Source organism: Yersinia hibernica (assembly GCF_004124235.1).
Lineage (GTDB): Bacteria > Pseudomonadota > Gammaproteobacteria > Enterobacterales > Enterobacteriaceae > Yersinia > Yersinia hibernica.
The window spans coordinates 22,001-44,097 of sequence record NZ_CP032488.1 but is presented as its reverse complement, the minus strand read 5'-3'; the positions used below and the strand labels follow the sequence as shown (position 1 = coordinate 44,097).

The following is a 22,097-nucleotide window of genomic DNA, read 5'->3' as shown; positions in this document are numbered from 1 at the left end:
ATTGATGTTGCAAATTATTGTCAGGGTAAAAGTCTCCCGACTGGAGGCGCTTTCTGACCTGGCGTTACTGCCAGGTCAGAAAGCGACCAACATGCAAGACCCATTGCTACCGTAGGTATTGAAGGTCTGTTGGGGTCAATAGCGACAATGACCAGATTATTACCAACAACTGTCGTAGTAGTCTGAATTCATCATGCCGCGACCATGATGTCCCCTCATCATCCCACGATCAGGATAATAACCGCCAGAGGCTTCAAGTTTGCTACGCATTCCCGAGCGGGTGGCATAGAGCTTGGCGTTGAGTTCCCCTATTTCTCTAATGAGTGATTGTGCTTTCTCTGTATTCTGTGATGTATCACCGTAGGACAGGGCGTCAAATTCAGCTTGCTTTATAATGAGTTGTTGTTGCAATGAGGACATTGTTTTTTCATACTCGATGTAAACTTTATCCACCGCAATCTGTTGTTCCGAGGTCATGCCCTGATATCTGTTTATTGGTCCCTGAGCATTAGCGCTGCCCCATATTCCCAATGTGGAAACCGTTCCTAGTGTGAGTGCCACCATCAGCGCTTTGGTTGCAAGATTGATTCTCATAAAAATTACTCCTTTTAAGTTAACTACAAAGAATTTCGTTTATTTCCTCAACAACCTCAATCCATTGAATACTACCAGCAGACTGGCACCCATATCAGCAAACACGGCCATCCACATGGTGGCTTGACCCGTGAAGGTCAGCACCAGAAATACTGCCTTGATGCCAAGCGCCAGCACAATGTTTTGCATCAGCACCTGCGCCGTCGCACGCGACAGGCGCACGAAGGTCGGAATCTTGCGCAGGTTGTCGTCCATCAGGGCCACGTCAGCGATCTCGATGGCGGTATCGGTGCCAGCCGCTCCCATGGCAAAGCCGATGTCCGCACGCGCCAAGGCCGGGGCATCGTTGATGCCATCACCGACCATGCCGACCTTACCCTTTATGGCCAGTAGCTCAACTTCGCGCAGTTTGTCGTCTGGGAGCAGATTGCCTTGCGCACGGTCGATCCCGGCTTGTGCGGCAATGGCCTGTGCCGTGTGGGAGTTGTCGCCGGTCAGCATCATGGTGTTGATGCCCAGTGCATGAAGCTCGGCAATGGCGCTCCTGCTGCTTTCCTTGATGGTGTCCGCTACGGCGAATAAGGCATGTACCGCCTTTGCGCCTACCAACATAACGACTGTCTTGCCAGCGGTTTCCAGCGCCGCGATGCGCTGTTCCAGCTCTGGTGTGCACTGCCCAAGCTCTTCGAGCATACGGTGGTTGCCAAGATGGTAGACCTCACCGTTGATTTTTCCTTGCACACCCCGACCAGGCAGCGCGCTGAACTCGTCTACGTCGATTAGGGCAATCGCATCAGTCTGCGCGGCCTGTGCCACCGCTTTGGATACAGGATGGTCTGAGCGGGCCGCCAGACTGGCTGCGATGCTACGACCGTCCGATGCGAGTGAACTGCCCCATGGGACAAAATCGGTCTGCGCAGGCTTGCCGTGCGTGATCGTGCCGGTCTTGTCCAGTGCCAGCCAGCGCAGCTTGCTGCCTTCTTCCAGATAGACGCCGCCCTTGATGAGAATGCCGTGGCGTGCGGCGGCGGCAAGGCCGCTGACAATGCTGACCGGTGTAGAAATCACCAGTGCGCACGGGCAAGCGACAACCAGTAGAACCAATGCACGGTAGATCCAGTCGAGCCATAGCGCCCCCATGAACAGCGGCGGTAGCAACGCGACGGCGATGGCTAGGGCGAACACGATGGGTGTGTACCAGCGGGCGAACTGATCGACAAAACGCTGAGTCGGCGCACGGCTCCCCTGCGCAGCCTCTACGGCGTGAATGATACGGGCCAGTGTGGAGTTGCTGGCCACGGCGGTGACGCGATACTCGAATGAACCGGATTCGTTGATGGTGCCTGCGAACACCGGGTCACCGGGGGATTTTTCGACCGGGAGGCTTTCGCCCGTGATCGGGGCTTGGTTGACCGTAGAACGGCCTTCAAGCACCTCACCGTCAAGGGCGATGCGCTCACCCGGTTTGACCCGGGCGCGGCTGCCAATAGCTATTTGCTTTGCACTTATCTCGCGCCATGTGCCGTCAGCCTGTTGTACTGTGGCCTGTTCCGGGGTCATGTCGAGCAGGCCACGGATGGCGTTGCGGGCGCGATCCAGCGACTTGGTTTCGATCACCTCGGCCAGCGCGAAGAGCACCATCACCATCGCCGCTTCGGGCCAGTGACCTATCAACATGGCACCCGTGACCGCAATCGACATGAGGGCGTTCATGTTGAGATTACGGTTCTTGAGCGCAATCCACCCCTTCTTGTAGGTAGAGAGACCGCCAGTGAAGATGGCGACGAGCGCCAGAACGATGACGAACCAGTGACTACCGTAGTGGAACCAATAAACAGCTTCTGCCGACAATGCGGCTACCAAAGAAATACCGAGCGGCCACCAGTTAGTCGGTGTAGTCGCAAAAGATGCGGATACAGTCTCCGCTGTATACCTCACCTGCGCCTCAAATCCAAGCGTTTGCAGTACCGCAAGCACATCTGGCAAAGCGTGCTCAGTATGGCGTACCGACAGTGTGCGCTGCATCAGGTTGAAATCGAGCTCGGCAACCCCAGCCAAGGTGCCGAGCTTGTTGCGGATCAACGCCTCTTCGGTCGGACAATCCATCTTGGCAATGGTTATCTTGGTTGTCTGCTCGGCCGACGCCTCATCCGTACGCACAGCTTGCATGCCGATCGCCTTCAGCGCCTGCTCAACGGGAGACAACGAAGGCAATTTGTGCTGAACGGCCAAGGTACGCTGCATCAGGTTGAACTCAAGACCCACCACCCCCGCCAGACCGGCCAGTTTGCTTCGGATTAGCGCTTCTTCTGTGGGGCAATCCATGTTTTCGATGCGATACACCGCTTGAGCCGATCTAGTTGCCAGAGGAACCAGTGCCGCAGGTTGAATGGTCGGCTCAGTCGTGCAGCCACACCTTTTTGAAGCGCATTCGCTCATGAGTAACTCCTGAAAATTTTCTATTCAGCCTCCATTAAAATCTCTATAGTTACTATAGAGTCAAGTGATAAATGGGGATTAACGTATGGAAATCAGAATTGGCGACCTCGCCAGGCGCACTGGATGCAAGGTCGTGACTATCCGTTACTACGAAAAGCAAGGGCTACTACCGAAACCAGCGCGAAGCGGTGGCAACTTCCGGTTGTACGGTGATGTACACATTGAGCATTTGCAGTTCATCCGACATTGCCGTTCTTTCTATATGACGTTGAGCGAAATTAGGGCATTGTTAGGTCTGAGAGACAACCCGACGCGGAGTTGTGGCGAGATCAATGTGCTACTGGATACCCATATCCAGCAATTAGAAATACACGTGGCTGTGCTGTTGCAGTTGAGGCAACACCTAGTCGATTTACGCGAGAAATGTTCTGGTTCTCGACTAGTAGAGACGTGCGGCATCCTACAGGGGTTGTCAGATTGCAATTGCCACGTAGTAAATCCCGAACAGTCAAACATATGAGCAAACCATGGCTTAGCGTGCTTTATTTAATGAGATAGTCACTCCCTCCTTCACAGCAGTATGCTGATAGAAGGCTTAAACTGGATAACTATCATGGAAAATATTGCTTTTTCGGGGGGAGGGATTACCGATTCCGTTTTCCAGGCGGTCGCTATGAGTTGTTCAATAAATGTACTTGGCGTACGTTTTCGTACGGCTGGGCTTCAGACCCCTACACCAATGCTCATCGGCGTGAATTCCTCGCTAATATCAAGGATAGCTGACTCGCGATGACAGAAGGACAAACAGGTACCCATCTCCCGCTTATTTTCATCACTTGGATCCTTCAAAAATGATTGTTTTTGAGCATTAATTTAAAGACTAACGTATTGATAATAATGAATTTAATAAGATAGAAATTCAGTAGGAATATTCTGACATCAAGTCCACTTCTGTTCTGATATACGCCCATGTCTGTTTATTGTTTAATCACCCCAACGAGATAAATTGATCTACATCATGTTTTAATGAAACTCAAAGCAGAGATTACATAAACGTGTTGATAAATTAATCTTAAATTAAACTTGTAATCTGGATACTCTACAAATGCAAAAGCAACTGATTGGTCTGACGGTTTTATCTTCTCTGATTTTGGGTATGACTGCAGCGCATGCGGCTCCCCCAACGGCAGAATTAAAGGTGAAAGGAAAACTCAGTGTTCCTACCTGTAATGTGATGGCGCCCGATGGTGGTGTTTATGACCTGGGTAAGATTTCAGCGACCAATATTAAATCGGGTGTGGCGACAACGGCATTAACCCCAATCACAAAGACTTGGACCATTACCTGTGATGCTGACACTTATCTCACCTATACTCCTCAGGATAATCGCAGTGGGTCAGAGAGTGCTAGCGGTGGGCATAATTATGGTCTGGGTTTGGTTAATGGCACAGGCAAGATAGGCTATTACACTGTTAAAATGTCAAATGCTAAAATTGATAATGTCGCTTCAAATATTGTGTGTATTCAACCAGGACAAGCGGCTGATTGCACCACAATGTCAAACGTACTCAAAGGGGAATTGCAGGGGTGGTCTAATGCCGATAAATCATTAAAAGCGGGTAAAACGTTTAGCGCAGACCTTGAAGTCAGTGCAGTATTAGCTGGCAGTACCACCATGGCGGGCCCCATCACTGAAGATAGTAAGATTGATGGTTCAATGACGATGAACTTCGCCTTTGGTATCTAATTCGTCCTCAATCAATATTGAGTAGGGTGATTAATCATCCTACTCATGCCATCGATTATTAATCATTACCCTCATATCTGACTGTGCTTAATTATATTTTAAATTAAATTACCGTACAGACTATTATCGATAAATGATTTGCTCATTCTAAGGTATTCCTGTGTTCAGTCGTCAGCTATCACTTCTTTATATAGCCTGCCTACTTTCCCTTTTCCCTGTGGCAGGACTCTCTGCAACAAAAGAGGGCGCTGCCGCATTTGATATAAAAACACTGGAAGGTTTGGGCTATTCAGCAGAATTAGCTAATTTCTTCAGTGGAGCTGATAAATTCTTACCGGGTCAGCATGATGTCACCATTATTATCAATGCCAGTAAAACCTACCGTACTGAAGCGACTTTCGGTAGCGAAGGTCAACTATGTGCTGACCGAAAACTGCTGATGGCATTAAAGTTACACTATAAAGACAGTGGCGACAGTTGCGAGAATATTGAAACTCTGTGGCCTGGAGTGGTCGTTAAGCTCTTTCCTGGGCAATTCCGAGTAGAAATGACATTACCGCAAGAAGCCTTTGACCCTGAGCTGGAAGAAAGTGAATATCAGCGGGGCGGCCACGCCTTATTGCTAAATTATAATTTATTCGGCCAACGCATCGAAAACAACAATGACAACCTGAATTTATTTCAGGGGCAATTCGAGCCGGGTATTAATTTTTATAACTGGGTGGTGCGCAACCGAGGTTCTTATAATTACAACCAAGGGGTGGGCCATTATGATAATCAGGAAACCTACGCATTACGCGCCATTGAATCTTTAAAGTCGGTGGTACAGTTGGGGGAGTTTGGCCTAGTCGCCAATACATACTCTGGTCTGCCAGTGATGGGTGCCCAGCTTTATTCCGATAATGCCCAACTCAATAACACCCAACTGGTTGTGCCCATTGAAGGGATTGCCAACACCAACGCCACTATCGAAATTCGCCAGCGTGGGCGTGTTATTTACCGCACCGTGGTGGCACCGGGCCCGTTCTCATTATCCAATATCAGCAATTTCTCCAGCGGTGTCCCTACGGATGTTGATGTGATTGAAGAAGACGGCACCCAGCAACATTTTACCGTCGCGAACGCCCTTGATCCCAATTTTGAACAACAAGCGACAACCTACCAGCTCGCACTGGGTCGCTATCGCGACACTCTCAGTGGCAGTGAAAGCAAGTCTCCCTTACTGGCAACAGGCGAGATGGCATTTAGTCCGGCGAATGCATTTCAGGTCACTACCGCTGGGCTGCTTTCTGCAGATTATCAAAATATCAGTGCGCAAAATCTATACAGCGGGTTTGAGAGTGCTTGGATTTCAGCCACCGCTAGCTATACCAATACCCAAGGTGCCGGACAAGGTTACCAACTCGGATTACAAAATCAGGTGTCTATTAACGGCAACCTGAGTGCGTCTTTATCGACGGTTTACGAATCAAGCAATTACTGGTCACCTGATAATGCCCTAAGTGGCGGTAATAATTTGGCTGACCTGTCCGTTGGCAAACTGAAAAATGCCACATCAGCAGCCGTGACCTGGGCCCATCCTCGCTGGGGCGCATTTTCCTATGTTTTGTCTAATAATATGTATTATCAGGCAGAGAACAGTGTCTCCCATACGTTTTCCGCCAGTGAACAATTTGGCCGAGTGACCACCACGTTGAGTGTTCAGTCAAGTTCACAGGGGCGTAATGCTGTCTATTTGGGACTCAGTATGCCACTGGGTAATGGGTCTCTCACTGGCCGGATGCAACGTAATAATGGTAATACGACGCTGGGCAGCACTTATCAAGGGGCTTGGGGTGATAACAAAGGGTATTCCGTGGGGGTGACGGGCGGTAATAATCAGCAACGAGTTAATGGCGCAATGAATGTGAAAACAGCCTATTCACAACTGGCGAGTGGGATTTCTCAGGCCAATAACAATAGTCGTTCAGCGTATGTGGCATCTAGTGGTTCAATGGCTTACGCGAACAATACCTTTGCAACTTCGGCATCGGCCATTGGTGACACCTTCGCAATAGTGAACGTGCCTAGTCAGTCAAATTTACGGGTATCATCACCGAGCAGTGGGATGTCCATAACCGACTATGCTGGCACAGCGCTGTTGCCATCAGTGATGCCTTACAGTGCATCCAAGGCCCAAATTAGTACCAAAACATTGCCATTGAATATACGTCTCAACAGTACCAGTGCCGATTTGATGATGACCCGCGGCACGGTGGCAACCCGTAATTTTGAGGCAACAGAAACACGCCAGTTGCTGCTGACCATTCGTGACAGCAATGGCGAGGCTCTGCCAGTGGGAGCAAACGTGCTGGATGACAAGGGTAATTTCCTCGGAACGCTGATTGGAGATGGTAATTTTATGTTGGAAAACAACGCAATTGGTGCCACGCTGCGAGTTAAGGCCGCCAACCGGGGCGAGTGCATTGTAAGTTATGGGGTGCCGGAGAAATTTGATCCAGATACATTGTATGAAGTTGCTGATGCGGTATGTCATTAATGTGAGTGGCGGCCAGCAAAAGAGATCTAATCGATATTCCAGACACAGGATTTATTATGAAAAAGACCATTGTCAGTCATCGCAGCGAGAATACCGTGACCTATACCTCGGTATATAATCGCTTTAAATCGTTTCTTGTTTTCAATGTGCTGGTGCTATTGAGCTGCTGGAGTCTAGCCTCTAATGCATCGTTCAAATTAGAAAGTACGACCGTCATATTGAAAGAAAGCGAGGGGCGTGCGAGTTTTACCATTGATAACACTTCCGCCAACCCTATTTTGCTGGTGACAAAACTGATTGATATTGATGGCAAAGATTTCAGTAAGCAGATTTTGATTTCACCACCAGTGACACGCATTGATGCTGGCCAAAGTCAGCAAGTGAACTTCGTGCTGAAAAAAGGCGCCGTACTGGACAATGAAGTATTGCTAAAAGCGGCATTTGAAGGGGTTGAGCAGGTCTCTGGTAATGCCACCGTCATGCCTATCCGTCAGGAAATCGGTTTTCTTATTCAGCCGAGCGCAGTGCCACAAATTAAAAATCCTTGGGAGGAGCTGGTTTTCTCCGCATCAGGGAATAATTTGACGATTAAAAATCCAGGTAAACATGTTGTTCGTCTGGGGCCACAGGTAGTTTTAGTCCCGAGTAATGAAGTCGTTCCGTTGGGTAACCCGTATATTATGCCGGGCACCAGCAAACAATTCTCGATCAAGTCATCACCGACATCTGTGAAAGTCACGCCACTGAGCCGCTATGGTTTTGTGCAAACGGAAGTCGCTCTTCCTGTCACACGTTAATAATCGTCTAATGCTCAGGGGTTGCCAGAGAATGGTGCCCTTGAGTTTTAAATCACTAAACGCTATTCCCCAATATATTCCCCCTACTAGAAAAAGTATTTCGTAAGAATATTCTGACATCAAGTCCACTTCCATTCCGATATACGCCCATGCCTGTTTATTGTTTAATCACTCCAACGAAATAAATTGATCTAGATCATGTTTTGATGAAACTTAAAATAGAGCTTACATCCACATGCTGACAGACAAATCTTCATTTACCCTACATTATGAATTTGGATATCTTACACATGAAAAAGCAACTGATTGGTCTGACTGTTTTATCTTCTCTGGTTTTGGGTATGACTGCAGCACATGCCGCTCCTCCGACAGCTGAACTGAAAGTCACTGGTACACTGACTGTTCCAAGCTGCACCGTCGCTTCTCCAGATGAAGGTGTTTATGATTTCGGTAAATTGTCTTCATCTTTAGTCAAATCAGGGACGGCCACGACCGCGCTGACGCCAATGACGAAAACCTGGACGGTGACCTGTGATGCCGATACTTATCTGAACTTCACCCCCGTCGATAACCGTGCGGTGACATCCAGTGCTGTTGCCACCACTAACTTCGGTCTGGGTAGTGTAAACACGACCGGCAAAATCGGTTACTACACTGCACTGATTAAGAACGGTACTGTAGACGGCAAAGCGTCTAACTTGTTCTCTTCTGCAACATCCACGTTTGCAGCAGCAACATCAGCCAGCCTGACCACTGGTCTGCGCACCGGTTGGTCATCTGCAGCGAACACTCAGAGCACTGGTAAAGTGTTTGTGGCTGATATCACGGTTAGCCCAATCTTGGGTGGCACTACCACCATGAATGGCCCCATCACTGACGATGCCGAGCTTGACGGTTCTATGACCATGAACTTCGCTTTCGGGATCTGATTTTTCAAAAGATGAATTAGTCTTGAGGCCAGTTTACACATTATAAGTGTTGACTGGCCCTTTTTTTGTAAAAAAATCAAATGGAATTGACATATGAAATATCACATTTACAGTAAATGCAAGTTCACTTTGGATTTATTAAGAAAACATTTTCAGCATCACGAAGTATTTAACTTTAATACAGTTAAACTGCATGATGAAATTAATTCCATTGAGAGTTCAATAAGCTCTAAAACGGAATTTATTATACTTGATATCGATAATTTAGACTCTTATGACGTGAATAAAATATTTATTAACGCAAAAATAAGGTATAAGTTAAATGTTATTTTGATGCACAATGCCAATTTAAAAACATGCATTATCCCGTTCATGTATGATACCTTATTTCCTAAGGAATCAGTGCGAAACAAAAGAAAGCTTATGAATTATTTAAATAATTCATCCTTAATTATGAATTGAGAACGGCTATTAGGTTCTTTTATTAGATAAAGCGTCAGCTTATCAGGCTTGTTGCAAATAATGGCGTTGTCATGAGAACTGAAGCTATTCATCCGGTTCTGTCGCATTAAGGCTTGGTCAGGTAACATGCTGTTTTTTTTGATGTTGCCTACCCATGCCTCTGATCCGAAACGCCTTCAAACGCTTGCATTACCCCGTTGATATCATCGTACAATGTGTTCGCTGGTATCTGGCTTATGCCCTGAGCCTGCGAAATATCGAAGAAATGATGGCTGAACGCGGTATTGCTGTTGACCATTCCACGCTTCATCGTTGGGTTATTCGCCTGGTGCCCTTGTTAGACAAGGCCTTCCGCCGGCATAAACGCTCTGTGGGCAGTCGATGGCGCATGGATGAAACCTATATCAAAATCAAAGGGCAGTGGAAATATCTCTATCGCGCGGTGGATACTGCAGGCCAGACCATCGATTTCCTGTTGACGGCCAAACGGGATGCGGCAGCGGCGTTGCGCTTCTTTCGCAAGGCCATCCGGTACCACAATGAACCTGAAGTGGTCACTATCGATAAAAGTGGAGCCAATACAGCAGCGCTGGCGACGCTTAATGCCGATAAAGCCGAAGATGAAACTATCACTATCAGGCAGAGCAAATATTTGAATAATCTGATTGAGCAGGACCATCGAAATATAAAGCGGCGAACCCGACTGATGACGGGATTTAAATCATTTCGCCGGGCGCAGACGATACTGGCAGGCATTGAATTAATTCATATGATACGCAAAGGGCAATATCGACACCTGCAAAGTGAGGGACTGTCAGCCGCGGAACAATTCTATTTGCTAGCAGCCTAAATAACCGACAACGCAACTTTTGCTAACTGAGCTACGCTAACGCGACAGAACCCGTTTTTTGACCTCGGATAAACCAAATCGATTTCTGATATCACTTAGTATAGGTTTTCGATCCATTGGTCCTCAAACCCCGAGAATAACTAGGCATGAAAAAAGTAATGATGACAGCACAAGATTTTATAGACCAGTGGGCGACAGCATACTACCGGCGGTGTGATTTGATTCTACCCGTCTGGAGCCAGCGCAAAGCGTATACCCGCGAAATGGTAAACGTATTGGCTGAGATCGCCGCCGCTAATGAGCTGGGGATGAACACGGAATACTATTCCACAGACGGCATTTTATTCCGGCCAGAAGATGCACACTACGAGGGAAACAGGTTTTATATTATTAACCCAGGCGTCGTTTTTGAACATGAAAACGATAGCAATTTGATCACTGATGAAGTGGCGCATCATCTGCTTTTAGACGCTGATTTGTATGCCACGGTAGGTTATTACCACAACAGCATAAACGATCAGTATTTAGATTATCTACATAGTATCATTAGTAAATCACGTAAGGCAGCCAGCCTGGCAGAGCGTGGAAACTTTCTAATTATCTTGGGCGCTGATGACTATTGGCGAGAAACAGACTATTGGCGCGGCTTTATTTATCGTGTCGATCATTGGGAAGAACTGAAGCCGAGCGGGATAACTGAATGGCCAAAGCGGCTAAAACCGATATCGAGTTAATCCGCCTGATAGGGGGCCGCTTGGAAAACAACGAGTTTTCTAATTGGATGGGCAGGTGTTTATGTCCGGTAGCAATGATACTGGGAACACCGTTGTCAGCATTGGTGTTGCATTTGTAGTCTATGTGTGCCATGATCACACTGTAGTTAAGTTGTGGCGGTAGGAATATCCCCACGGTAAAAACCCAAATTCCATGTTTGTTTGTGGCGGTAGGAATATCCCCACGATAAAAACCCAAATTCCTTGTAAGATAGCTACCTTAAAAACCCTGTCATTTTGTCAGGGTTTTTTTGTATGGAAAATCAATCATCTATGGAACTAAAAAAACTAGATAGTTCGTTTTATCAACAGAACCTCGTTGTGTTAGAAGCACTTGATTTTGATGCTAAAACAAACTCATGGCTCGTTAACAATAAAATCAGAGGCCATGGCATCGTTCAGATACAGCTCAATGGCCTGACGTTCGCTATCCCTGTAAGATCGCATATACGTCACGATGACTGTTACATCATTGAACGTGATACCGGAAAGAATGACGTCCGGGGTATGGGGTTAGACTATTCCAAAGCAATGTTAATAACCGATAAGTCCTACATCAGTGCTCAAGTTTTTCTCCTGAAAAATAAAAAGGCGGCGAAAGACCTTCTTTCTAAAGAAGCACACGTCACCAAACAGTTTGCCAAGTATGTTGATCGTTACGTTGAGGCTATCAGAAAGAATGACCAAAATATCCTGCGCCGCGATTACTGCTTTACTACTCTGATTAACTACCACGCTGAATTAGGGGTTTGAAGGCCAATGGAACGAAAACGTACGTTAAGAATATAATTTATTGATATTCATGAAAAAATAAAAAAAAAGGACCGCTGATTGATCCTTTTGTTTTGCTATTTGAATTTCGATAAACATTAAGGGGTCCGCTTGGAAAACGGAAATTATCCTACGTTAAGCGTTTTGAGTTTAACGGGGGATTTCGTTCCATTGAGCGAAACCCCCTGACCGTAAGGGATGTACGGAACGATCTAACTGTCCGTTAATAGTTTTGCTTACTTTCGTACATGTTATTGGGATGGTGTACGCAATCGTTCGGTTTCGGACACAGAAACGCCGTAGCCCCGCCGTTCGGACAACAACCAAGAGCGCTTTGGTTAAAAAGTAGTCTTAGCGTGGTTTATTTTCCGTTATCCAAGCGGACCCCTAATAGACCGGATACTTCACAGCCTTTACAGCGATATCAGGGTTTGCCTTTACAGTTTCATCGCAGTAGTCAAATAATGCTTCGTGAATGCGTTCAAAAGAATCAACGCTACTTACTTCAAAAATCATACATTTAAGAAAATTTTCAAATTTAACTTTTGCCATAACTTCACTCCTCCAAATTTAATGTATTTTTCAGTGCTGCTATCAATACCTCGTGTGCTTCGTATAATGGTGGCTTACTTCACCCAACTTAAAGAAAGTAACTTGTCAGAACGGTGATGAACAATATCGGCAAGATTAAAATGAGTATGAGCGAGAGTCTTTTTCTTGGTTTTAAAAATTCGGTCGTGACGCAAACTTAGTGTTGGTGTACTCTTTACCCTTTGGATGATTGATGGCAAAGATTGATGTGGTTTGTCCTCGCTGTTCTGAAACTCATGGGGTTATCCGAAACGGCCACTCCGGCTCAGGGGCGCAGCTCTATCGCTGTAACCAATGCCTGAAGACCTTCCAGCTCAGCTATCGCTACAACGGAGCTAAACCCGAAACCCATCAGGCCATCGTTGATATGGCGATGAACGGCTCCGGATGCCGCGATACAGCACGGGTTCTACGGATAAGCCTCAATACCGTTCTGCGTCATCTAAAAAACTTACGCCGCACCAGGTAGCGCAAAACGTAGAGCCTAGCGCAGAGGTGGTTATCTGCTGTGAAGCCGATGAGCAGTGGTCATATGTCCGCTGTAAAGGCAATCAACGCTGGCTGTTTTATGCCTATGACCGCATCCGAAAGCGCGTTATCGCCCATGTATTTGGCCCGCGAAATGCTTTGACATTAAAGCGTCTTCTGGTTTTGCTGAGCCAGTTTAGCATTGCCTTCTACATGACCGATGCCTGGCCGGTATACCGCACTTTATTGTCCTCAACCAGTCATGTTATCAGCAAGAAATACACCCAGAGGATAGAGCGACATAATCTGAACTTGCGAACCCATCTCAAACGGTTAGCCCGCAAGACTATCTGCTTCTCAAAATCAGAAGAAATGCACGATAAGATCATCGGATGGTATCTGACAATTAACCATTACCACTAAATCTGCGGCACGACCCCCGCTGGGCGTTTGTACATCCTATTTTAATTTCACCTCCCTATTAGAAACCAATTGTGGACTGGATAAATAATGAAAACTCTATTTTATCTTATAATGTTTATTGTGGTGATATCTGTTTTATGTACCGTATTTGGCAGGCGTACACCATTGCAATGGATTATCCAAAAAAGACGTGAAAAGAAGCAAAAGAAATACAGTCAGCGTTATTGATACTTAGGGCTGGCTTTCGTAACCCCATTTTGTCCTTTTCCGTTGCTCTTGGTTTTACCCGCAGAGTGCCAAATCATATTGAATTCCAGTATAGTAGCCAGGTAATATCGATAGCCACACTTTTGGGGAAGCGCTTCTGTTTCTGCGCGGTGGCCAGCCAGCGGATAAGAAACAGATTCTCTGCGTAGGGTGCTACGGCCATACCATCCTGACGGGCTATGCCAAGTGCCAACAACGCACAGAATGCCAGGTGGCTTAAAGCTGAAGTGGTGTTTTCTGGTGAATCCGGTTCAATGTTGTCTGACAATGTCTTCCCTGCCCGTCATTGTGGATAATTAATGGCGGATTTGTGCCAGATCGTCAGCGCTCAGGCCGGTCATTTTCATTACCATTGTGCGATCGAGGCCACTGGCTAACATAGAGCGAGCGACTTCCAGTTTACCTTCAAACACCCCCTCTTGACGCCCTTCCAAACGTCCTTCCTGGCGACCTTTTTCGATCCCTTTTTGTTCGAGTTTTTGTGCAATCGTCATCAATACCTCCTCGTGCTGTGGTGAACGGCGGGCCAGCTCCCGAATAAAGTTTTCCGGTGCTGCCGTGTCGCCAACCTGCAACATGTAATTCATCAGCGATGTCAGCTGCTCATTATTAGTGTAACCGGCAAGCAGCAACGTGACCAGTTGTTCCATTAGCTCGGCAAGGTCACGCTGACGAACGTGCTTTTGCAGCAGTTCCAGGATGGCCATACGCCGGTGTGTCATGATTTCATCATCAGAAATGACAGTCACGTCAACCAACGGGAAATCATTACTGTAGAGTTGTTCCGCCAGTTCCGGTTCACTGAATTCTTGCAGCCAGCTCATTGGGTAAGGATAAGGTGTCACCTGGCCATGATAGAATAAAATCGGAATAACCAAGGGTAGTTTATCGTTGCCGGCATCGAGGTGCCGCTGCATGGCGGCGATAGCATATCGCATCATACGAAAGCCCATATGCTTGTCCGGGGAACTTTGGTGTTCTATTAGTGCGTATATGTAACCGTCACCCTGCCCCGCTTTAAGGGAATACAGTACGTCGGAGTAGTAGGCACGCAGATCTTCTTCGATAAATGAACCGGACTCCAGTCGCAGGGTGCTTAGGTCGCACGCCTGGCGTAATGCTGGCGGTAGGTGTACTTCCAGAAAGTCGCGAGCGGTTTCTGGGTGCGTCAAAAATTGTTTAAAAAGCGCATCGTGCGGTGTGGGTGTCGTTTTCATTGGCCAATAGTAGCATAGTCATTGATAACACGGATTTTAGCGCCATAGCGTGAAGAATACTGTGGTTAATTCCATATTTTCCCCGTTTCCTGATGCACCACATCCAACTCGACATAACAATATCGCATCTCAGCGGCATAGGCTGCATCACGGTTTAGTTCATCAACCAGTTCATCCAGCTCTTGTTCGGTTTCATACGGGACTCGCAGGATATAGTAGTTGCCTTTTGGATCGGGCTTTTCCATATCAAAGCTCCAGTTCCATTCATTTTCGATATCAGTCCTGACTTTCGATTTACCTCTGACATATTTGGTATTGTTTTCAACGCGTAACTCGATGAGTAACGTCGCTATCTTTCTGGCTGAACGCTCACCAGGCAAAATATCATCGGGGTTCTGAAGCCGGTAGGTTTTCAGTATCCGGTAGACACTCGCTTTGCCGATATTCAGTTGCTTGGCCACCGAATCGCGGGTAAAACCGGCACGAACCAGTTCGATGACTTCAACAGTTTTTGCGCGAGCGGTCGGTTTTCTTCCTTTATACTTTCCCTGTTGTTTTGCCTGGGCAATACCTTCACGTTGTCGTTCCTGTCGCAGATTGGTTTCGAATTCTGCAAAAACGCCCAGCATATCCAGAAACGCTTTACCGGATGCTGACGCGGTATCGATGGCCTGTTCCGTCGCCCTGAGTTTGATATTTTGCTGTTCAAAGTCATACACCAGATTTTTGAGGTCACGAAGGCTTCTTGATAAGCGGTCAATGCGTGTGACCACCAACGTATCGCCGTCACGCAAGTAGTCCAGACATTCATCAAATGCCTGACGTCCTTCTTTCTTTGTCCCGCTGATTTTTTCCGAGAAAATTTTGAGACAACCCGCAGCGGTTAAAACCTCAACCTGGTGAGTCAAATCCTGATCTGTAGTAGATACTCGAGCATAGCCGACAAGTGCCATCGCTATTTTCATCTCAATAGGTATTAGATTAAGTGATTCTCTGGTATCAAAAGTGATAAATCAATGTATATGAGAGTATTTTTCCGGAGTACACCATGCTATCACTAGGGTATAATCTAAAGCGATATTTTGTTTGGAGTGACTAATAGCGAGAGCATGAATGATTAATTAGTTTTTGATATAAATCAATCTTGAATTGAATAGTTATTTTTATACAATTAATCAATCATAGTTTGATTTGTGTATATATTGATTTAATCAATCTGATATGTTTAGAGTCATTTATAATTAATCATACAGTGATATTTACGATAATGAACAAAGAACATTCACCAGCTCGACGCTTGTCAGCGTTGCAAAAAAATATTTTGATAATATTGGCCGCGCTGAATGAGCGGAAGCCTGGGCCAGTACCCACAAAGGATCTTGAGAAATTGCTAACTGTTAGTGATGACAAGCCGGTATATGGCCCTAATCTTCGTGGTGCATGTCATCGGTTAGCTAAAGCTGGGATGGTTCGTACTTTACGAGCGTCGAATTTGCAACTGGCTGTCGAACTCACTCACGATGGTTTGGAATGCGCTACGCTACTCTACGCAAATGAAAGTCAGGCTGAACTCGATCGGCAAAAACGTAAGACCTGCTTAGTGTTGCCTCATAATTTACCGACAAAGCCAGTTACAGATGCCCTACCTGTCATGTTGAACGGACAAACCTATTACGCCCGTAGTGCATGCTATGTAGTGCCGTTCGATGGAACCCCGTACCTGATGTTGTTGCAAGGTGATGGTCTACGTGTGCGGCTATATGGGGATACACTCAGTGTAGGTCGGTATTATCTGTCATGCTTTGATGCAGGATTACCCGTTCATGTTCAGATAAACGAAGAACAATAAAGTGATTGGGAATACTGTAGTGTCACTACTGATCACATTGAATTTTAGGCGAAAAAAACCGGTAAGGTAGACAGTTATCATGCTCCGCAGAAATGAGGAGCAAATGGATGAATCTTCTATCAGCAATCATTGTTGTTTTAGAGTTCATTGTCGCACTGCTGCGGCTGTTCGGCTTGTTATTCTAACAAGCTGAAACGTAACTAAGGAGGGAGGAACCATCCTCTCCCCTTTAAAAAATTTTATTTACCCTCCCCTTATCACTCCTAATAATATGATAAATAATATTATCTATCTTTATGATTGATGATAGATAGCTGCAATATAGCAGCTATCTAGATTATAATTTCATCATAAATATATCAGCAAGATTGCTGCAATCATGTTCGTGTGTTTTAATGCTTGCAGCAATCTTGCTGCAATTTTTAAGGTGTGACTATGGCTTGGATAGTGGCATTTGTTTCTCAAAAAGGTGGCGTTGGCAAAAGTTCAAAAGCCAGAGCATTGGCGCGAGAAGCAACTAAGGGAGGCATAAAAACCAAACTTGCTGACCTCGATACTGAACAGGCAACCTCATCTGATTGGCACCGTCGGCGTCTAGCGGCTGGTTATGAACCGGCAGCTTCCGTTGAGCTTTTTTCAACAGCAGCTCAGGCTTTAGCCGCAGCGGAAAATTTTGAACTTCTCATTATTGATGGGCCTGCGCGCGCGAGTAAAGGCACAACGGAAATTGCAAAAGTCGCTGACCTTATCGTGCAACCTACTGGGGCATCATTGGATGATTTGATCCCTGCGGTCAAAGTTTTCCACGGCTTGGTCAAAGAGGGAATACCAAAGACTAAACTTGTTTTTGCACTCAGTCGCATAGGTACTGATGCAGAAGAGTCAGAAGCCAGAAATTACCTTAAAGAAGCGGGATACGAAATTCTGGATGGATGTATTTTTGAACAGACAGCTTATCGCCAGGCACAAAACGCTGGCCTTTCTGTTACTGAAACTCGATATAAAGGCTTGAATGCAAGAGCTGATGAATTGATTCAGTCGTTGATAAACAAGATCGGAGGGTAATGATTGTGGCAGATGTCAGTAAACTGAGAAAGGGGAAGAGCAAGTTGGGTACACCTCCTTCTATGGATGAGGCCGCAACCAGCCTAGCTGCTCCTGAAATTGCACCGGCCCCTATTGACGAGCACCGGCCTTATATTCGTCGTGACGGTCGTTCTGCTAGAAAGACTAATAGGACTCTTGCTTTTGCCACTCGTGTTACACCTGAGTTTGATGAATCAATCAGAGATATAGCAGAGCGAGAAGACCTAAAAATAGTTGAAGTGCTTGAGGCTGCGCTTGAAGCTCTCAAAGAAAAACGAGGTTATTGATCACAGGTTGCAGCAAGATAGCTGCAATCTTTTTGTTATTTAAATCTTGCAGCTATCTTGCAGATACATACAATGTATCTAGCTGCTATATTGCTGCTAGCATTCCGGTTAAGTAATCATTATAGTGAGTGAAACAAGTTAGATACTCATTTTGAGGCTTTCAATCCTTTATCTATGACTGGATTGATACTCAAAATGAGGTTTAAACGATTAACGGCTGATTCAGTTACTCATATTGAGTATTAAAAAGAGGGTGTGATGAATATTTTTTGTGATGATGGTTCGACAAACGTAAAACTGGCATGGTTCGATAACAGTGCATTGAACACGGCAATTTCAGTAAATTCGTTCCGTAAGGGGTGGAAAGTTGAGGGTATTGGAAGTAGAGCGACCTTTAACTACGAACTGGACGGTACTAAATATACTTACGATGAAGTGAGTAGCGAAGCCATCAATACGACTCATATTGAGTATCAATACTCTGATGCAAATGTTCTGGCCGTCCATCATGCTTTACTTAATAGTGGTCTAAAGCCTCAGTCAGTATCATTAACTGTAACCCTGCCAATCAGTGAGTTCTATACATCTGAATGCCAGAAGAACACGTTAAATATTCAGCGTAAGACTGATAATTTGCTGCGTCCTGTGACATTGAATAAAGGGGACTCTTTCACTATTACCCATGTGGATGTGATGCCTGAATCTCTTCCGGCTGTTTTTGCTCAGTTAGTCAGTGATAATGTGGGGCCGTTTGAAAAGTCATTAGTTATTGATTTAGGCGGAACAACACTCGATGTTGGTGTCATTGTAGGGCAGTTTGAAGATGTCAGTGCTATCCATGGTAATTCATCAATTGGTGTATCGATGGTCACTCAGGCTACGCTCAGTGCGTTGAAAATGGCATCCAGCGATACAAGTCCGATGGTAGCTGATGAATTAATTAAGCGCCGTGCAGAACCAGAATTTGTTCGTCAAGTCATCAATGATGAGAGCCGTATTAGTCTAGTGATGGATACTATTGATACTGCGATCATCCAATTGGGTAAGCGTGTAGTTGATGAATTGAGTGATTTCAGACATGTAAACCGAGTTTACATTGTCGGTGGGGGCGCAACACTGATCACATCAGCAATACAAGAAGCATGGAGCCATCTTGGAAACAAAGTTTCTATGATGGCGTCACCTCAGACAGCCCTGGTTAAAGCAATAGCGGCGTTTAAAGAAGGGGAGTGAGGTTGAGCGACGACCGAAAAAAATTCACACTCTATTTGCATCCCGAAGAGATAAAGAGTGATGAGCAGGCCATATTGGTAATTGATTCGGTTCCACGGCGTGCACGTGGCGAGTTATTTCGCCAGGCATTCGTTGCTGGGCTAGCATTGCATCAATTGGATGAACGTTTGCCAGCATTGATCGCAACAATGTTGACGAAAGAATTGACCGCAGATCAGGTTGTCGAATTGATAGCTCAGACAACCGGTTGGAAACCATCACATGCGTCGATAAAAGATGTTATATCACTGACCTTGGGGGAGAGGATGGTCGTCCCCGTTGGTGAAGTACTCAAATCTGACAGCAAGCAAGCTACGAAAGAAGCGCTTAAAGTGGTGAGAAAGAAAATGTCGGGATTTGTCTAAGAATTCAAAGGATAAATTTATGCAGAACGAACCACGCCTAAAAATGTTGAGTACAGCAAGGGCATTTAGTGCAACAACAATGACTATTCATCAAGATGTGAACGATTTTGTTGGCGGCCCTGCCAGTGACCCTAAGTTTACCCGAACCCGAGTACGCAGATATCTGTCTCAATACGGTTTTCGGGGTAGTAAATTAAAAGCTGAAGTAGAGCGTATTTGTACATTTAATCGCTCAAAAGGTGATTGGAAATATCCGTATGGTTGGTCGGAGCAGGATCTTACTGGCCCTATGCGGCGAATGTTTGGACTTAAGCGAAAACGAAATTTGGTCATACTCGATGAGTTTTGGTCGTTAGTTTCATAGCTGTACTTTTGGTAAATCTCCCCAGCGGGTTGTATAAGCAGGGGAGAGCATTTCCCGTTTCATCTTCCAGCCTTTATCTATTCCTTGCCCCGCAAACCACACCTTTCCTATCCCTTCTTTATTAATGCGGTCGATAACGTTCATCAACTGCTCACTGTTGACCCTTGGCGGTTGTTCGTCAAACATGTCTATCTGACCAGGGCGGCTACAAAAGTCGTTCAGGATGATCCCCGCTTTCTGGTAGCGATAGCCATCACGCCAGATGTGATCCAGTGCTCTCATCGATGCCGCCACAATATCTCGTGTGTCCTGAGTGGCCAGCATTAATCGATGATTGGCATTGTTGCTGTAAAACGGTTCATTCGAATACGGACTGGTACGAATAAAGACGCTGATATAACGGCAATATTGCCGTTCCTGCCGCAGTTTTTCTGCCGCTCGCTCCGCGTACTGGCACACCGCCTGACGCATATCCTGCAAGGTTGTGATACGTTCCCCAAAACTCCGGCTGCATATGATTTGCTGTTTAGCGGGGAGTGCATCGATAGAGATACAGGGTGTGCCATTAAGCTCCCTCACGGTTCGCTCAACGACAACACCCAATGTTTTCTTTATCAGCTGAAGGTTGGCGTCAGCCAGTTGCAACGCCGTTTCTATGCCCATCGTCTTGAGTTTGATACTTAGCTGGCGACCAATGCCCCAGACGTCCTCGACCGGTAAAAGGGCCATCAACTTGCGTTGCCTCTCTCTGTCTGACAAGTCAACAACACCGCCGGTAGCAGGCCATTTTTTCGCACCGTGATTGGCGAGTTTGGCCAGAGTAAGAGTCTGGCCGATGCCGATCCCGGACAATAAGCCGGTTTGTTGAAATACGGTATCTCGTACACGCTTTCCGTAACTGGCCAGCGGTTCACAATGTTCGATACCATCAATCATCAAAAATGCTTCATCGATACTGTAAATCATCATCGATGCGGCCATCGATTCCAAAATAACCATGGTTCTGGCACTGAGATCTCCGTACAGCGCATAATTTGAGCTAAAACACGTGACTTGATGACGCTCTATCAGTGCTTTTATCTGAAAGTAGGGTGCTCCCCGTTTAATCCCCAGTTGCTTGGCTTCTTTGTTGGCCGATACGCAGTTCCCGTCATTATTACTCAGACAGATAACCGGTTTCCCCTTAAGATCCGGCCGGAAAAGTTGCTCCACACTGGGGTACATAGAATTAATGTCACAGAGCAGGAACATACGCACCTCACTTAAAGGTATGAATGGCGTGCATGACAACGCCAAAAATATCCAGATCATCGGGGTTAACATAGATTGGGCTGTAAGCGGGATTCATGGGTTGAAGGCTGAGTCGGGGATGAAGACTCAGCCTCTTAACCGTGAATTCGCCTTCGATGGCGGCGATCACAATATCGCCATGCGCCGGTTTCACCGCTTTATCAACAACCAGCAGATCCCCTGAAAGAATGCCCGCTTCCGTCATGGATTCACCTTCAGCCCGTACAAAATAGGTAGCGCTGGGATGACGAATACATAAGTCATTTAAATCTAATGTTTTTTCTATGTAGTCGGAGGCGGGGGAGGGATACCCAGCCAGGCACATTTCACCAAAAAGGGGGATCTGAAGGTGAGATCCTGTTTGCGCTGCAATGATTTCTGCTTTCATGATTAACCCAATATAACTGTAATTATATACAGTAATATTGATCGGAATATTCTAGGGGTGCAAGTAGGCAGTGTCGTATTTTTCCTAGTGTCCTGTTTTGCGGTTGGAAATAGTTTCCTTTGGTCTTATCCACAGAATCGGTGGGTAACTCTGTGGAGGAAAAAAGGATATTTGGCCGTCCGGGCGGGCTTGTCATGTCGGGTGACCGAATACATTCATGCCGGTTAGCCTCTTCATTCACTTTTTAATCGTGCGTTTTAGACGACGATCAAGCCAAAAGACATGACAAACCTGTACCAGGTGGCCCCCAAAAGGCTCCCCGCCCGTAA

23 protein-coding genes are annotated in these 22,097 nt (G+C 46.2%); 15 read left to right on the top strand and 8 right to left on the bottom strand.

Annotation, left to right across the window (positions count from 1 at the left end):
* Positions 1 to 159: 159 nt before the first annotated feature.
* A complete protein-coding gene (locus tag D5F51_RS22360) occupies positions 160 to 594 on the bottom strand; it encodes a hypothetical protein (RefSeq protein ID WP_129199602.1) in 435 nt (144 codons plus the stop codon).
* Positions 595 to 633: 39 nt separating this feature from the next.
* Positions 634 to 3,033 carry a heavy metal translocating P-type ATPase gene (locus tag D5F51_RS22355; RefSeq protein WP_129199600.1) on the bottom strand — a complete coding sequence of 800 codons (2,400 nt, stop codon included), beginning with the start codon at positions 3,031 to 3,033 and terminating at the stop codon, positions 634 to 636.
* An 85-nt stretch (positions 3,034 to 3,118) separates the two neighbouring features.
* Between D5F51_RS22355 and cadR the strand changes: the two genes are divergently transcribed.
* The 8 genes from cadR to tenpIN all read left to right on the top strand — a co-directional run bounded on the left by cadR (position 3,119) and on the right by tenpIN (position 11,883).
* On the top strand, positions 3,119 to 3,553 hold the full coding sequence (gene cadR, locus D5F51_RS22350; protein ID WP_129199598.1) for a Cd(II)/Pb(II)-responsive transcriptional regulator: 435 nt from the start codon (positions 3,119 to 3,121) through the stop codon (positions 3,551 to 3,553).
* A 585-nt stretch (positions 3,554 to 4,138) separates the two neighbouring features.
* Positions 4,139 to 4,780 (top strand): DUF1120 domain-containing protein, encoded by a 642-nt coding sequence (locus D5F51_RS22345; protein WP_019213442.1) that lies wholly within the window; start codon positions 4,139 to 4,141, stop codon positions 4,778 to 4,780.
* A 160-nt stretch (positions 4,781 to 4,940) separates the two neighbouring features.
* Positions 4,941 to 7,319 (top strand): fimbria/pilus outer membrane usher protein, encoded by a 2,379-nt coding sequence (locus tag D5F51_RS22340; protein ID WP_129199596.1) that lies wholly within the window; start codon positions 4,941 to 4,943, stop codon positions 7,317 to 7,319.
* A gap of 56 nt (positions 7,320 to 7,375) precedes the next feature.
* On the top strand, positions 7,376 to 8,116 hold the full coding sequence (locus tag D5F51_RS22335; RefSeq protein WP_050287519.1) for a fimbria/pilus chaperone family protein: 741 nt from the start codon (positions 7,376 to 7,378) through the stop codon (positions 8,114 to 8,116).
* Positions 8,117 to 8,406: 290 nt separating this feature from the next.
* A complete protein-coding gene (locus D5F51_RS22330; protein WP_129199594.1) occupies positions 8,407 to 9,045 on the top strand; it encodes a DUF1120 domain-containing protein in 639 nt (212 codons plus the stop codon).
* A 616-nt stretch (positions 9,046 to 9,661) separates the two neighbouring features.
* The gene (locus D5F51_RS22325; RefSeq protein ID WP_019213468.1) at positions 9,662 to 10,357 is read left to right on the top strand and encodes an IS6 family transposase; all 696 of its coding nucleotides are present in this window, start codon (positions 9,662 to 9,664) and stop codon (positions 10,355 to 10,357) included.
* A gap of 146 nt (positions 10,358 to 10,503) precedes the next feature.
* Complete coding sequence (locus D5F51_RS22320) at positions 10,504 to 11,091, top strand: hypothetical protein (RefSeq protein WP_129199592.1); 588 nt, start codon at positions 10,504 to 10,506, stop codon at positions 11,089 to 11,091.
* Between the two features lie 294 nt (positions 11,092 to 11,385).
* The gene (tenpIN, locus tag D5F51_RS22315; protein ID WP_129199590.1) at positions 11,386 to 11,883 is read left to right on the top strand and encodes a type III toxin-antitoxin system TenpIN family toxin; all 498 of its coding nucleotides are present in this window, start codon (positions 11,386 to 11,388) and stop codon (positions 11,881 to 11,883) included.
* 405 nt (positions 11,884 to 12,288) lie between these two features.
* On the opposite strand, the gene D5F51_RS22535 is transcribed toward tenpIN, so the two are convergent.
* Entirely contained in the window at positions 12,289 to 12,453 is a 165-nt protein-coding gene (locus D5F51_RS22535; RefSeq protein ID WP_162301879.1) for a hypothetical protein, read from the bottom strand.
* Positions 12,454 to 12,685: 232 nt separating this feature from the next.
* Here D5F51_RS22535 and D5F51_RS22310 point away from each other — a divergent pair.
* Positions 12,686 to 13,383 (top strand): IS1 family transposase gene (locus D5F51_RS22310; protein WP_100273935.1). Its coding sequence is split into 2 segments (ribosomal slippage): positions 12,686 to 12,944 and positions 12,944 to 13,383, totalling 699 coding nucleotides; the frame shifts between segments, so codons are not numbered across the junction.
* Between the two features lie 301 nt (positions 13,384 to 13,684).
* Here D5F51_RS22310 and D5F51_RS23030 read toward each other — a convergent pair.
* The 3 genes from D5F51_RS23030 to D5F51_RS22295 form a co-directional block, all read right to left on the bottom strand.
* Complete coding sequence (locus tag D5F51_RS23030; RefSeq protein ID WP_391592396.1) at positions 13,685 to 13,918, bottom strand: DUF2913 family protein; 234 nt, start codon at positions 13,916 to 13,918, stop codon at positions 13,685 to 13,687.
* A 28-nt stretch (positions 13,919 to 13,946) separates the two neighbouring features.
* On the bottom strand, positions 13,947 to 14,867 hold the full coding sequence (locus D5F51_RS22300; RefSeq protein ID WP_050875732.1) for an Rpn family recombination-promoting nuclease/putative transposase: 921 nt from the start codon (positions 14,865 to 14,867) through the stop codon (positions 13,947 to 13,949).
* A gap of 65 nt (positions 14,868 to 14,932) precedes the next feature.
* The gene (locus D5F51_RS22295; protein WP_050875733.1) at positions 14,933 to 15,820 is read right to left on the bottom strand and encodes a recombinase family protein; all 888 of its coding nucleotides are present in this window, start codon (positions 15,818 to 15,820) and stop codon (positions 14,933 to 14,935) included.
* 434 nt (positions 15,821 to 16,254) lie between these two features.
* Here D5F51_RS22295 and D5F51_RS22290 point away from each other — a divergent pair, with 434 nt between their 5' ends.
* The 6 genes from D5F51_RS22290 (at position 16,255) to D5F51_RS22265 (ending at position 20,090) form a co-directional block, all read left to right on the top strand.
* Positions 16,255 to 16,716: a hypothetical protein gene (locus D5F51_RS22290; protein WP_245995002.1), complete on the top strand. Its 462-nt coding sequence runs from the start codon at positions 16,255 to 16,257 to the stop codon at positions 16,714 to 16,716.
* A gap of 435 nt (positions 16,717 to 17,151) precedes the next feature.
* The gene (locus D5F51_RS22285) at positions 17,152 to 17,781 is read left to right on the top strand and encodes a ParA family protein (RefSeq protein WP_050290715.1); all 630 of its coding nucleotides are present in this window, start codon (positions 17,152 to 17,154) and stop codon (positions 17,779 to 17,781) included.
* A gap of 5 nt (positions 17,782 to 17,786) precedes the next feature.
* Positions 17,787 to 18,089: a hypothetical protein gene (locus D5F51_RS22280; protein ID WP_050290719.1), complete on the top strand. Its 303-nt coding sequence runs from the start codon at positions 17,787 to 17,789 to the stop codon at positions 18,087 to 18,089.
* 258 nt (positions 18,090 to 18,347) lie between these two features.
* Positions 18,348 to 19,322, top strand: a complete 975-nt coding sequence (parM, locus tag D5F51_RS22275) for a plasmid segregation protein ParM domain-containing protein (RefSeq protein ID WP_050875735.1) — start codon at positions 18,348 to 18,350, stop codon at positions 19,320 to 19,322.
* A 2-nt stretch (positions 19,323 to 19,324) separates the two neighbouring features.
* Positions 19,325 to 19,726: a plasmid partitioning/stability family protein gene (locus tag D5F51_RS22270; RefSeq protein ID WP_050875736.1), complete on the top strand. Its 402-nt coding sequence runs from the start codon at positions 19,325 to 19,327 to the stop codon at positions 19,724 to 19,726.
* A 19-nt stretch (positions 19,727 to 19,745) separates the two neighbouring features.
* Positions 19,746 to 20,090: a hypothetical protein gene (locus tag D5F51_RS22265; RefSeq protein ID WP_050875737.1), complete on the top strand. Its 345-nt coding sequence runs from the start codon at positions 19,746 to 19,748 to the stop codon at positions 20,088 to 20,090.
* Here D5F51_RS22265 and umuC read toward each other — a convergent pair.
* Positions 20,085 to 21,341, bottom strand: a complete 1,257-nt coding sequence (umuC, locus tag D5F51_RS22260; protein ID WP_129199588.1) for a translesion error-prone DNA polymerase V subunit UmuC — start codon at positions 21,339 to 21,341, stop codon at positions 20,085 to 20,087. The genes D5F51_RS22265 and umuC overlap by 6 nt on opposite strands.
* Positions 21,342 to 21,348: 7 nt before the next feature.
* Positions 21,349 to 21,768 carry a translesion error-prone DNA polymerase V autoproteolytic subunit gene (gene umuD / locus D5F51_RS22255; protein WP_050290643.1) on the bottom strand — a complete coding sequence of 140 codons (420 nt, stop codon included), beginning with the start codon at positions 21,766 to 21,768 and terminating at the stop codon, positions 21,349 to 21,351.
* Between the last annotated feature and the right edge of the window lie 329 nt (positions 21,769 to 22,097).